The following is a 12,038-nucleotide window of genomic DNA, read 5'->3' as shown; positions in this document are numbered from 1 at the left end:
CTTCCTCACATTCGCAGCACGCCCAGGCGCGTGTCGGGCACCGGGGCGCAGAGGGTGGTGGCCAGGGTCGCCGCGAGCCAGCCCCGGGTGTCCCGCATGTCCATGACGCCGTCGTCCCAGAGGCGGGCGGAGGCGTAGGTGGGGTGCCCCTCCCGCTCGTACTTCTCCCGGATGGGCCCGGCGATGGCCTCGGCGTCGGCGTCGCTGAAGGGGCGGCCCTCGCGGGAGAGCTGGTCCCGCTTGACGGTGGTGAGCACCTGGGCGGCCTGCTCCCCGCCCATGACGGAGATGCGCGAGGTGGGCCAGGTCCAGAGGAAGCGGGGACCGTAGGCGCGCCCGCACATGCCGTAGTTCCCCGCCCCGAAGCTGCCGCCCAGGATGAGCGTGATCTTGGGGACCTGGGCGGTGGCCACGGCGTGGACCATCTTGGCCCCGTCCTTGGCGATGCCGGCCCGCTCCACCTGGGCGCCCACCATGAAGCCCGTGATGTTCTGCAGGAAGACCAGGGGGATCTTCTGGGAGGTGCACAGTTCGATGAAGTGGGCGGCCTTGAGGGCGCTCTCCCCGAAGAGCACCCCGTTGTTGGCCACCAGGCCGCAGGGCATGCCCTCCACGTGGGCGAAGCCCGTCACCAGCGTCGTGGCGTAGCGCTCCTTGAACTCGAAGAGCCGGCTGCCGTCCACCACCCGCGCGATCACCTCCCGCACGTCGCTGCGCCGGCGCAGGTCCCGGGGCCAGGCGCCGAGGATCTCCAGCGGGTCGTAGGCGGGGGGCTCGGGGGTCCGCAGGGCCACGGAGGCCGCGGGAGAGGGGCCCAGGTGGCTCACCAGCTCGCGGAGGATCTGGATGGCCTGCTCGTCGCTCTCGGCGAAGTGGTCGGCCACCCCGGAGAGCTCGGTGTGGACCTTGGCGCCGCCCAGGAACTCCGCGGTCACGTCCTCGCCCGTGGCCGCCTTCACCAGGGGCGGGCCGCCCAGGAAGATGGTGCCGGTGCCGTTGACGATGATGGTCTGGTCGCTCATGGCGGGCACGTAGGCCCCGCCCGCGGTGCAGCTGCCCATGACCGCCGAGATCTGGGGGATGCCCGCGGCCGAGAGCACCGCCTGGTTGTAGAAGATCCGCCCGAAATGGTCCCGGTCCGGGAAGACCTCGGCCTGCAGGGGCAGGAAGGCCCCGCCGCTGTCCACCAGGTAGAGGCAGGGCAGGCGGTTCTCCAGGGCGATCTCCTGGGCGCGCAGATGCTTTTTCACGGTAAGCGGGTAGTATGTCCCGCCCTTCACCGTGGCGTCGTTGGCGATGATCATGCAGGGCCGGCCGTGGACCATGCCCACCCCCGTCACCAGCCCCGCCGCGGGCACCGGGTCGTCGTAGACCCCCGTGGCCGCGAACAGGCCCACCTCCAGGAAGGGCGAGGCCACGTCGCAGAGCAGCGCGATGCGGTCCCGCACGAAGAGCTTGCCCTGCGCGGCGTGGCGGGCACGGGCCTTGTCGTCCCCTCCCCGGCGCAGCCGCTCCTTCTCCTCTAGCAACGCCTCGCAAAGCGCCAGGTTGTGCGCGTGGTTCTGCCGGAAGGCCTCGGAGCCGGTCTTGAGGCGGCTGTGGATGAGCGTCACGCTCAATACTCCTTGACGAGGTGGCGGGCGATGACCATCCGCTGGATCTCGCTGGTGCCTTCCCCGATGGTGCACAGCTTGACGTCCCGGTAGAACTTCTCGACCGGGTAGTCCTTGATGAAGCCGTAGCCGCCGTGGATCTGCACGGCCTCCTCGGCAACCCTGCAGGCGACCTCCGAGGCGTGGAGCTTGGCCATGGCCGCGGCCTTGGCGTAGGGAAGCCCCTGGTCCTTGAGGGTCGCCGCCTTGTACACCAGCAGCCGCGCCGCCTCGATCCCCACCTGCATGTCGGCGAGCTTGAACTGGATGGCCTGGTGGTCGGCCAGGAACTTGCCGAAGGCCTTGCGGATGGTGGCGTACTTCACCGAGGCCTCGAAGGCCCCCTGGGCCATGCCCAGGGCCAGGGCGGCGATGCCGATGCGGCCGCCGTCCAGGGTCCTCATGGCCTGCTTGAAGCCCACGCCCTCCTCCCCCAGGAGGTTGGCCGCGGGGACCTTCACCTCCTCCAGGATGAGTTCCGAGGTGTCGCTTGCGCGCATGCCCAGCTTGTTTTCCTGCTTGCCGGCCCGGAATCCCGGCGTGTCCTTCTCCACGATGAAGGCGCTGATGCCGTCGGCGCCGGTCCCGCCCCGGGTGCGGGCCATGACCACGCAGATGCCGCCCACCGTGCCGTGGGTGGCGAAGTTCTTGGAGCCGTTGAGGACCCAGTGGTCCCCCTCCAGCCGGGCCGTGGTGCGCAGCGCCCCCGCGTCGCTGCCGGCCTCCGCCTCGGTGAGGGCCCAGGCCCCCAGCACCTTGCCCGCCGCCAGGGGCTTCAGGTACCTCTCCAGCTGGTCCGGGCTGCCCTGGGTGTAGATGTGGTTCGAGCACAGGCTGTTGTGGGCGGCCACGCTGAGCCCCACGGAGCCGTCCACCCGGGACAGTTCCTCCACCACCACGGCGTATTCCAGGTAGCCCATGCCCGCCCCGTCGAACTCCTCCGGGAAGAACACCCCCAGCATCCCCATCTCCCCCAGCCTGGCCAGGACCTCCGCCGGGAAGATCCTGTCCTCGTCCCAGGTCATGACGTGGGGACGGATCTCGTTCTGGGCGAACCTGCGCACCTCCTCCCGGAGGGCCTCCACGTGCTCGGGCAGGGTGAAATCCACGGCATCCCTCGCTGGCAATCGGTCGGTGTTGGGAAAACCGGGCATGGCCGATCCCGGTACCTTGGGGAAGGTACAGACACTATACCGACTGGCCGGGAAGGTTCCAGTGCGGATTGCAATCCCGTCTCAAAATCCTCCGGCTACCGCTCGAAGAGGGGCACGTAGTGGTTCAGCGTGGGCCCCTGGTAGACCTGGCGCGGGCGGTAGATGCGGCTGTCGCCGCTCTCGGCCACTTCCCGGTAGTTGGCGATCCACCCCGGCATGCGCCCGATGGCGAAGATGACGGTGAACATCTCGGTGGGGATGCCGATGGCGCGCATGATGATGCCGCTGTAGAAGTCCACGTTGGGGTAGAGCCGGCGCTCGATGAAGTAGGGATCGTTGAGGGCGGTCTCCTCGAGCTTCTTGGCGATGTCCAGCAGGGGGTCGCTGATGCCCATCTTGGAGAGGAGCTCGTCGCACTTGCGCTTGATGATGCGGGCCCGGGGGTCGTAGTTCTTGTACACCCGGTGGCCGAAGCCCATGAGCTTGGCGCCGTGGTTCTTGTGCTTGACCTTGTCCAGGAAGAGGGTGCCGTCGTCCTTGTCGGCCCGGATCTCCTTGAGCATCTCGATGACGGCCTGGTTGGCCCCGCCGTGCAGCGGGCCCCACAGGGCGCAGACGCCCGCGGAGGCCGAGGCGAACAGGTTGGCCTTGCTGGAGGCCACCATGCGCACCGTGGCGGTGGAGCAGTTCTGCTCGTGGTCGGCGTGCAGGAGGAAGATCAGGTCCAGGGCGTCCACCACGGCGGGGTCCAGCTCGTAGTCCTCGTCGGGCTCGGAGAACATCATGTGCAGGAAGTTCTCGGTGAACATGTACTTCTTCTTGGGATAGATGGAGGGCAGGCCCCGGGACTTGCGGAAGGCGTAGGCGGCCAGGGTGCGCACCTGGGAGAGGAGGTGGGCGGCCTGGATCTCGAACCGGTCGGCGTTGTATTCCTCGTTGAGCTCGGGGAGGAAGCACCCGGCGGCGTTGATCATGGCCGAAAGGATGGCCATGGGGTGGGCCGAGGAGGGGAAGCCCTCGAAGTGGAACTTCATGTCCTCGTGGATCATCTGGTACTTGGTCAGGAGGCCCGAGAAGCGCAGGCGCTCGGTCTCCGTGGGGAGCTTGCCGAAGATGATCAGGTAGGCGGCCTGCACGAACGTGGAACCCTCGGCCAGTTCCTCGATGGGGATCCCCCGGTAGCGGAGGATGCCCTTCTCGCCGTCGATGAAGGTGATGCGGCTCTGGCAGCTGCCGGTGTTCCCGTAGGACTCGTCGTAGGTGATATAGCCCGTCTTGGCGCGGAGATCCCGGATGTCGAGCGCCCGTTCGGCTTCTGTTCCCTCGATGACCGGAAGCTCGATCACCTTGCCGTCCAGTTCCAGTTTCGCCGTGTTGGTCATGAATTCCTCGCAGGTGGCTGTAGTGGAGCATTTTATACGGGAGATTGGGATTGCACGCTCCCGAATATTGGGCGGGCCGGATAAGGCAAGGCCCCGCGAGGGCACGGGGCCGGGTTGGCTACCTCCAAACTAGCTGAAGTTGCGCCTCTCTCGCAAGAAATGCTCAATGACTTTGAGATCCCGTCACAATGGAGCCCTGGCGGGCACCCCAATGTCGAGGAGCTGACCATGGGAACGAGGAACGCGGTACTGCTGGGGGTCATCCTTCTGGGCCTGGGCGCCCTGGGGGCCATGGGCCTGACCGGCGGCCGTCAGGTGGAAACCAAGGGAATGGAGGCACGTGTGGAAAGTGGCGGGAAGAAGACCAAGGCCGAGCTCAAGAAGACCCTGACCCCGGAGCAGTACCGGGTCACCCAGGAGGCCGGGACGGAGGCGCCTTTCACCGGGGAGTATTGGAACTCCAAGGGGGACGGCATCTACGTCGACGTGGTGTCCGGGGAGCCCCTCTTCTCCTCCAAGGACAAGTTCGACTCCGGCTGCGGTTGGCCCAGCTTCACCAAGCCCCTGGAACCCGGCGAGGTGGTGGAGCACAGGGACGTCAGCCACGGCATGGTGCGCACCGAGGTGCGCTCGAGGAACGCCGATTCCCACCTGGGCCACGTCTTCGACGACGGTCCGGCGCCCACGGGCCAGCGGTACTGCATCAACAGCGCCTCCCTGCGCTTCGTGCCCGTGGCGGACCTGGAGGCCCGGGGCTATGGCAAGTATCTGGCCCTGTTCGGCATGAAGCCATCCCCCAAGGAGGTGGCCACCCTCGCCGGGGGCTGCTTCTGGGGCATGGAGGACCTGGTCAGGGAGCGCCCCGGGGTCATCAAGACCATCGTGGGCTACACCGGCGGCACCACGCAGCACCCGGTGTACGAGGACGTCCATACCGGAACCACCGGCCACGCCGAGGCCATCGAGGTGACCTTCGACCCCTCGAAGACGACCTACGAGGCCCTCCTCAAATTCTTCTTCACCATCCACGACCCCACCACCGCCAACCGCCAGGGCAATGACATCGGCACCCAGTACCGGTCGGCCATCTTCTACCACGACGAGGCCCAGCGGAAGACCGCCGAAAAGGTCAAGGCCGAGGTGGAGGCCTCCGGGAAGTGGAAGCGCCCCATCACCACCCAGATCGCCGCCGCCGCGACCTTCTGGCCCGCCGAGGACTACCACCAGGACTACCTGAAGAAGCACCCCGGCGGCTACACCTGCCATTTCGTGCGGCCGTTCTCGTTCTAGCCGGGCCCCGCCTGGAGCTTCACCCCTCGATTGGAAAAATTCCTGTCAGTTGCGGCGCCTCCTGGCCCGGCCTGACCGGGAAATGGGTCAGCCTTGTGCAAATCCGGGCTTGTCGAGGGAACCGGAAGCCGACCTCAGCACCAGCAGGGTCAGTTCCTGCGGCACCAGGAACCGGTTGGGCGGGCCCCATACGCCCGTGCCCACACTGGTGTAGACCCACAGGCCGCCCTCCCTGGACAGCCCCTTGCCGTGCCTGTAGAGGGATGGCACCAGGAGGCTCCAGGGGAAGTACTGCCCGCCGTGGGTGTGTCCCGAAAGCTGCAGGCGCACCCCGGCCGCCGCCGCGGCACGGGTGCCGGTGGGCGGATGGAACAGCAGAATGGGGACCGCCTCCGGCGGGATGCCGGCCAAGGCCCGGGCCAAGTCCGGGCCCTGCCCGGTCTGGGCGGCGGTGGGATCGGGCATTCCGGCCACGGCGAGCCGGGCGCCGTCATGCTCCAGCACCGCATGGCCGTTGTCCAGGATCCGCCAACCCATGCCCCGGATCACCTGCAGCCATCGCCCGAGCCCGGAATAGTATTCATGGTTGCCGGTGACGAATGCTGCGCCGTGGCGCGCCCGGATGGCCCCCAGACGTTCCGCCTTGGGCCGCACCCCATCGGCCTCGGCGTCCACCAGGTCGCCGGTGACCGCCAGGAGGTCGGGCCGGAGGGCGTTGGCGGCTTTCACCAGGTGCTCCACCTGGTACCAGGGCGTCGTCGGACTGAGGTGCAGGTCCGAGATCTGGACGATGCGGAAGCCATCCAGGGCCGCCGGCAAGTGCGGGATGGGGATCTCCACCTTGCGGGTGCGCGCCGGCCGCAGGGCCGTGGCCAGGCCCAGCAGGGAGGTGCCCAGGGCCGCCGCCGAGGCCACGCCCAGGGCCCAGGGGCCCACGTGGATGCCCGTGGCCAGGCGTACCAGGGCCTGGACCAGGTCCGCCGCCCCAAGGTAGACCAGGAACGTGGAGACCAGGCCAAAGCAGCCGTGGCTCAGCCAGAGCAGGGCCCCCAGGCGGTGGCCCAGGACCGGGACCCGCTGAAGGAGCGTGATCAGCAACATGCCCGCCAGCATGGACGCGACGGTGAGGCGCACCAGGCCCGCATGGGCCGTCAGGGCCGGCCACAGGGCGATGGAACGTTCAGACAAGTATGTTCCGGCGCCGCCCAGCACCAGGAGCAGCACGGAAAGGAAGATCGCGAACCGTTTGAGCATTTCAATTCCAATCTGAAGGTTTGGGAACGGATTCAGCCGAGGGCGGGCTGCGCGTGCAGGCCGTACCACTCCTGGGTGAAGGGTCTTCGCAAAGGGGTGGATTCCGCCCGCAGGCGGGGCGCGATGAGCCGGGCCGCCTGGTTCGGAACGCAGTCGCGGTGGCGCAGGTAGCAGACCTGCTCCAACGGCTCGGCGCCGAGGGTGCTCTTGATCTCGCTGGCGGTGCGGCCGTAGTGGAGCTGGCGGCAGCCTCGGGCGATGGCGATGTGCAGGTAGTCGCAGAGCAGGCGCGGGTAGATGGACAGTTCGGGGTTGAGGGCGTAGTCCAGACCCACCAGATGGGCTTCCAGGATGCCCCCCCACACGAAACCCGTGAGGAAGCCCACCAGCACGCCTTCATGGAAGTAGCCGCGCAGGATGAATTCCGGCCCCAGGGTCCGGCGCAGGTTCAGGAAGGTGGCGAAGGTGGGCCTGCCGAGGCGGTTTTCAGCCCGCTGGTGGACAGCGTCGAACAGCTCCATCCAGCGATCCTGGAAACGGGGCAGGTCCTCGGCGGCGAGATCCCGCACCTGCAGGGCCTGGGACTTGGCATAGGCGCGCCGGGCCTTCACCCGGTACTTCGAGGCCAGGCAGCCCAGGTAGGCCTCGAAGCAATCCCAGGACGGATCCAGGCGCAGAACCATGGCGGGCTCCGGGCGCAGCCCCGCGAACGCGTGCCGGCCCAGGCTCTCGCCGAAGGGATTGGACGCCGCGTCCAGATCCTTGATGAGGACGCCGTCGAGGGTTCCGGTTCCGTCCAGTTCGCGCTGCACCACGGCCAGTGCGGCCAGGAGGGCTTCCATCGCCCGGCGGGGCTCGATGGCCGGGTCGAACCGGAAGCCGTGTTCCCCGGCCGCCATCGGGCTGCCGCAGACGAGCACCTGGAAGTCCAGGGGACGCTTGGCAAGGCGCAGGTTGCGGGCCAGGAAGGACAGTACGGGGCCCCCCTGGAACCGCTCCCCCAGCGGCCTCCCCTGGAAGCGGGTCCGCTGGAAGCAGGCCACCCCCACCAGCCGTTCGCCCTCGTGGAAGGTGGCGTAGCGCATGGCCTCCCCCGGCGGCAGCCCTCCCTCCACGGCCCGCAGATAGGGGCGCTGAAGGAACGGGCTCGCCGACGCCACCAGGGCGTCCCAGGCGGATCCCGCGGGGGCGTCGATGGAGTCCAGGACGCGGAATGCCAGGGTGGACCCGCTGAGGCAACCCTGCCGGAACAGGCATGCCTTTGGAGCGGTCGGAGGGGATGGGAGGTTGGGCATGGGAAAGGTTCCCTTCTTTGCGGCATCAGGAATGAGTGGGTGTCTAGTCAGTCATAAACTGCGCAAAAAAAAATCAGGCGAGCATCCGCCAGAAGGCCTCGAAGGCCGCCCTGCCGTGCGCGTCGGCATGATCCGGGTCCTGGATCGCAAAGTCGATGGTCGCGTCCGCCAGCGCGTTCATCAGGGATAGGACGAACGCCAGCGGAACCTCGCGCATGGGACCGGCCGCGCGGATCCCCTCCAGCAGGTCCAGGACCTTTGCGAACGACGCCCCGACGATCTGGCGGCTCGCGGGCGTGATCGCGTCCGACACGCACAGGTGCGCGAGCGCCCGGCGCTTCTCGGGGCAGGCTTCCGCCCACTCCAGCCAGTGGGTCCACAGATGCAGCACCTGGGTCCGGGGTTCGCTGCCGGAGGGAAGATCCGCCATCGCCGCGGAAGCCATTTCGACTTTGAGGTCCAGGTAGAGCTGGTCGAGCAGTTCGTGCTTCGTCTCGAAATAGGTGAACAGCGACCCGTTGGAGATCCCGGCCGCCTTGGCGATGGCGGCCGTCGGCGCCCCCAGCCCCTGGGCGGCAATGACCCGGGTGGCCGCCGCCAGGATGGCGCTGCGCTTGTCCTCGCTTTTCGGTCTGGCCATGGCCCCCACACTGTGTCTGGTTAACACGTTATACCTGATTGGCTAGTCAGTCAATCCGGGTTCCGCCGGCCCGGACTGCATGGTGCCAAACGCTGGCCCCCCGAGAGATCGGGTGAGCCAAGCCATCGGCTCGTAACGCAAGAACGCTCGCGTCACGCCGCTGCGACTCGAACCCTCCCAATCCGCAAACGCCAGGAATTGCGCCAGGGGTTTCAAGGGTGGTTTTCCGCACGCTCCTGGTTCTCGTTTTCACCTCTGATGGCTGTTTTGGCCGGCTTCAGGGGCGTTTTCTCACCGGCTGCCGAAACTCCCACCCGCCAGGCGGCGCGCCCACTCCGCCAGGCGTTCCTTGAGGGTCTCCTTCAGGACGAAGGGGGCCAGGTCCCCGGCAAGCACCTCCAGGATCACGTACTCGAAGGCCTCCGCCCCATGGTGGTCCCACGCGGCCTGCAGGCTGCGGTCCAGGTGCCGGCGGTCCTCCAGCACGTGCCAAAGGCCGTTGCGGGTGGTGTCCAGGTCCTTGGCGGCGCCGGCCCAGGCCCGGCCCGAGGCGATGTGCCGGACCGCGTAGATGCCGGGCCTGGGCTTGCGCTCCTTGTAGGCGCGCAGGGCCGCCTTGCGGTCAAATGCCGGATCCATCCTCGCCTCCTTGGGAATCGGGTCCGGGGCGCCCATCCCGGCCGAGGGCCGGTCCGGCCAGGAACAGCACGTGCCGGCGCACATCGGCGGGCCAGGGGGCGCTGTGCTCCCCGAACCGTTCGGCGTCCCCGGCGAACAGGGCCCGGGAGGCCTCCTCGAAGCCCGGTTGGTCGCCAGCCAGGGCCGACATGAACCGGTAGGCAGCCTCCTGGGCGGATCGCAACCGGTCCACGTCCTTGCGGGCGCGCCGGGCCTCCTCCACCAGCCGGCGCAGGGCCACGGAAGCGCCACCGGGCTGCGTGTTCAGCCACTCCCAGTGCCGGGGCAGCAGCGTCACCTCCCGGGGCACCACCCCGAGTCTGGGCCGGCCCCGGCCCCGCGGGGCCTCCGGCGGCGGCGCGAGCCGGGCCAGCAGGTCCGCTTCGGTGCCCCGGAGGTCCAGGTCGATGACCCGGCCGCCGGCGTCGTCGAACACCAGCGCCGACCCTTGGGGATCGGCCTCCAGGGCGCGCTTCACCGCCACGGCCACCGAGGCCAGGGACCCCGCGGCGAGCCGCCGCGAGCCCAGGAAGGCGGTGCATGAAAGGGGGAAGGGGGTTTCCATGGGGTGTCTCCGTTGACCAGAGACTATTTTATCCGGGTAAAAATTTGAGGCTAGTTATTTATCCGGATAAAAATCCCCTAGCGCCAGTGTTCGGCGATGGGGTAGGCGGTCATGACGATCTGAACCTCCTGGTCCTCCACGATGTGCCGCTCCGTGATCACCCGGAACCACCGGGTGGGGTGGACGCCCTGGCAGTCGCGGTAGGTGCCCACGATCTCCTGACTTTCGCAGGCGGTTTCAAAGCCTCCGTCGGGCGCGGTCACCTTGGCGATGGCCCCCGAAGCCAGCATGCCCCGGGCGATGAGGGCGGCCAGCGCCTGCGGGTTCGCGAAGGGCGCGGCCCATCGGCCATTGGCCTCCGAGGCGCCGCAATGGCGGGCCTGGCTGTGCCGGACCGCTCCGGGGGCCAGCAGCACCGCCTGTGTTTCCAACTGGTCCAGCAGGGCGTCCAGCTCGATCGAGGGGACTTCGGGGGCGGGCGTGGGCGGACCGGGGGGCGGTGCCGGCGCCTCCTTGGGCTCGAGGGCCTGGCGCGCCAGCAGGGCCTTCTCGGCGGCCTCCAGCCTGCGCTGGTGCAGGGCGTGGCGTTCCTCCCGGCTCGGGGTCTTCGCGACAGGAACCGGCCTGGGGTGGTAGACCGGAACCTCCCAGGAGGACGTGGTGGTGGAGGACGTGCTGGAGTCGCCGCCTGCTGGAAGGGCGGCGGCCTTGCGAGGGCCCTGCTTGGACTCGGCCGCTTCCCATGCCAGGCGATCGACGGGGCCAGGCGCCAGCCGCGTCGCCGGCCGGAGCGCCGCACGGATCGAGCCGATGGCGCTCCGGCCCTGCAGGGTGAAGAGCATGCGGCCGTCCGGTGCCGGGACGATCTCCTGGGGCCGGCTGCCCCGGGGCAGGGGGAACCAGGTGATCCGGCCGCCGGAAGCGATCCGTCCGATGCGCTCCCCGGCCGTGTCGGTGAACCACATGGAGCCGTCGGGCCCGGGGGCGATCCCGTGCGGCTGGGTGGCCGGGCCGTCCAGGAGGTGGACCTTGCACCCGCTGCCATTCACGCCGATCTCGCCGATCCCCGGCGGCCCGGCCTGTATGAACCAGAGCCGGCCGTCCTGCCCCGGCACCAGGCGCCGCGGCCGGCTTCCGGGGGGCAGGGCGAACGTGGACGGCGGTTGACCCTGTCCCCGGTGGAAGAACACCCTTTCCTGTTCGGGTACGGCGAAGGCGATGCCCGCTTCGTTCGAGCCGGACATCCCAAGGGTGCCGGCCGCCGGCCCCGCGCAACGGAAGGCCAGGTCCCGGAACCCGAACGTGTTGCTGGCAGGATCGTGGCTGATGCGGCAGACCCGTTCCGCCAGCGAGACCCAAAGGTCGCCGTTCGACCCTGCAACCACCTGATTCGGCCGGGCGGGAATTTCCATCTTCCAGGTACTGAATCGAATGGGTTCGCCGCTGATCGCCCGGCTCACGCTCGCCAAGCTGCAAATGCCGATCATGCGGTCGCCCACGCTCCACAGCCGGCCGCGGCTGTCGGCCACCAGGGCGTGAATGCGGGTATCCACCACGGGCGGCATGGCGTGGCGAACCCCGGTGACGGTCATGTTCTCGATGGCCGGATGGTCGCCTTGGGTCCAGAACAGGCGGCCATCGGGACCGGCCGCGAGGTTGCGCACCGGACCCCGCTCCTCGTTCCCGGGCCTGCCCAGGTTGAGCGTCTTGACGTGGCCGACGTCCTCGTCCTCGAGGATCTCGAAGAAGGGATGGAGCCGCGTATCGGACAGATCGAGGCCGATGGCGCCGCCGATGTCGGCGCAGAAAAGGCGGGCGCCTTCCAGCCTGGCGCCGGTGAGGTTGGCGCCCTCCAGCCTGGCCCGGGTGAGGTCCGCGCCGCGCAGATCCGCGCCGGCAAGGTCGAGGCGCCGGAGATCCGCGCCGCGGAGGTCGGCGCCCCGGAGACCGGCGCCGGCCCGCAGGTGCAGACCGCGCAGGGTCAGGTCGTGGAGGATCCCGCCCACGGCCGGAGCCTCCTTCTCCTTCCTGTCGTCAGGAAGGCCGAAGCCCTTCAGCTCGGCCAGCAGGGAGCGCATGAGCGCTTCGGTTTCGCCCCCGCCACCGGTCGCCGGGACGGGAGCTGTCC

Annotated in this window: 10 protein-coding genes; 1 reads left to right on the top strand and 9 read right to left on the bottom strand. The window is 68.9% G+C overall.

Annotated elements, in window-relative coordinates; translation table 11 throughout:
- Positions 1-5: 5 nt before the first annotated feature.
- From ACZ5MC_RS16950 to ACZ5MC_RS16940, 3 genes are all read right to left on the bottom strand, one after another.
- Positions 6-1,613 carry a carboxyl transferase domain-containing protein gene (locus ACZ5MC_RS16950; protein WP_306601656.1) on the bottom strand — a complete coding sequence of 536 codons (1,608 nt, stop codon included), beginning with the start codon at positions 1,611-1,613 and terminating at the stop codon, positions 6-8.
- Positions 1,614-1,615: 2 nt separating this feature from the next.
- A complete protein-coding gene (locus ACZ5MC_RS16945) occupies positions 1,616-2,761 on the bottom strand; it encodes an acyl-CoA dehydrogenase family protein (RefSeq protein WP_306601655.1) in 1,146 nt (381 codons plus the stop codon).
- Positions 2,762-2,901: 140 nt separating this feature from the next.
- A complete protein-coding gene (locus ACZ5MC_RS16940) occupies positions 2,902-4,188 on the bottom strand; it encodes a citrate synthase (protein WP_306601654.1) in 1,287 nt (428 codons plus the stop codon).
- Positions 4,189-4,518: 330 nt separating this feature from the next.
- Here ACZ5MC_RS16940 and ACZ5MC_RS16935 point away from each other — a divergent pair, with 330 nt between their 5' ends.
- Entirely contained in the window at positions 4,519-5,478 is a 960-nt protein-coding gene (locus ACZ5MC_RS16935) for a bifunctional methionine sulfoxide reductase B/A protein (protein WP_373432571.1), read from the top strand.
- 87 nt (positions 5,479-5,565) lie between these two features.
- On the opposite strand, the gene ACZ5MC_RS16930 is transcribed toward ACZ5MC_RS16935, so the two are convergent.
- The 6 genes from ACZ5MC_RS16930 to ACZ5MC_RS16905 all read right to left on the bottom strand — a co-directional run bounded on the left by ACZ5MC_RS16930 (position 5,566) and on the right by ACZ5MC_RS16905 (position 11,988).
- Positions 5,566-6,732: a metallophosphoesterase gene (locus ACZ5MC_RS16930; RefSeq protein ID WP_464516323.1), complete on the bottom strand. Its 1,167-nt coding sequence runs from the start codon at positions 6,730-6,732 to the stop codon at positions 5,566-5,568.
- 32 nt (positions 6,733-6,764) lie between these two features.
- The gene (locus ACZ5MC_RS16925; RefSeq protein WP_306601651.1) at positions 6,765-8,027 is read right to left on the bottom strand and encodes a GNAT family N-acetyltransferase; all 1,263 of its coding nucleotides are present in this window, start codon (positions 8,025-8,027) and stop codon (positions 6,765-6,767) included.
- Between the two features lie 73 nt (positions 8,028-8,100).
- Positions 8,101-8,667, bottom strand: coding sequence for a TetR/AcrR family transcriptional regulator (locus tag ACZ5MC_RS16920; RefSeq protein WP_306601650.1), 567 nt, complete (start codon positions 8,665-8,667; stop codon positions 8,101-8,103).
- 291 nt (positions 8,668-8,958) lie between these two features.
- The gene (locus tag ACZ5MC_RS16915; RefSeq protein ID WP_306601649.1) at positions 8,959-9,306 is read right to left on the bottom strand and encodes a GIY-YIG nuclease family protein; all 348 of its coding nucleotides are present in this window, start codon (positions 9,304-9,306) and stop codon (positions 8,959-8,961) included.
- Complete coding sequence (locus ACZ5MC_RS16910) at positions 9,290-9,910, bottom strand: DUF2239 family protein (protein ID WP_306601648.1); 621 nt, start codon at positions 9,908-9,910, stop codon at positions 9,290-9,292. The genes ACZ5MC_RS16915 and ACZ5MC_RS16910 overlap by 17 nt, the downstream gene beginning before the upstream one ends.
- Before the next feature lie 77 nt (positions 9,911-9,987).
- Positions 9,988-11,988 (bottom strand): virginiamycin B lyase family protein, encoded by a 2,001-nt coding sequence (locus ACZ5MC_RS16905; protein ID WP_306601647.1) that lies wholly within the window; start codon positions 11,986-11,988, stop codon positions 9,988-9,990.
- Positions 11,989-12,038: the final 50 nt, after the last annotated feature.

The organism is Mesoterricola sp. JemC181, assembly GCF_055384585.1.
This window is presented reverse-complemented; position numbering and strand designations above follow the sequence as displayed.

Bases quoted from the DNA above. Each gene is read 5' to 3' on its own strand.
- ACZ5MC_RS16935 (WP_373432571.1), top strand. From the start codon at position 4,519: ATGGAGGCACGTGTGGAAAGTGGCGGGAAGAAGACCAAGGCCGAGCTC.
- ACZ5MC_RS16930 (WP_464516323.1), bottom strand. From the start codon at position 6,732: ATGCTCAAACGGTTCGCGATCTTCCTTTCCGTGCTGCTCCTGGTGCTG.
- ACZ5MC_RS16920 (WP_306601650.1), bottom strand. From the start codon at position 8,667: ATGGCCAGACCGAAAAGCGAGGACAAGCGCAGCGCCATCCTGGCGGCG.
- ACZ5MC_RS16915 (WP_306601649.1), bottom strand. From the start codon at position 9,306: ATGGATCCGGCATTTGACCGCAAGGCGGCCCTGCGCGCCTACAAGGAG.
- ACZ5MC_RS16940 (WP_306601654.1), bottom strand. From the start codon at position 4,188: ATGACCAACACGGCGAAACTGGAACTGGACGGCAAGGTGATCGAGCTT.
- ACZ5MC_RS16905 (WP_306601647.1), bottom strand. From the start codon at position 11,988: ATGCGCTCCCTGCTGGCCGAGCTGAAGGGCTTCGGCCTTCCTGACGAC.
- ACZ5MC_RS16910 (WP_306601648.1), bottom strand. From the start codon at position 9,910: ATGGAAACCCCCTTCCCCCTTTCATGCACCGCCTTCCTGGGCTCGCGG.
- ACZ5MC_RS16925 (WP_306601651.1), bottom strand. From the start codon at position 8,027: ATGCCCAACCTCCCATCCCCTCCGACCGCTCCAAAGGCATGCCTGTTC.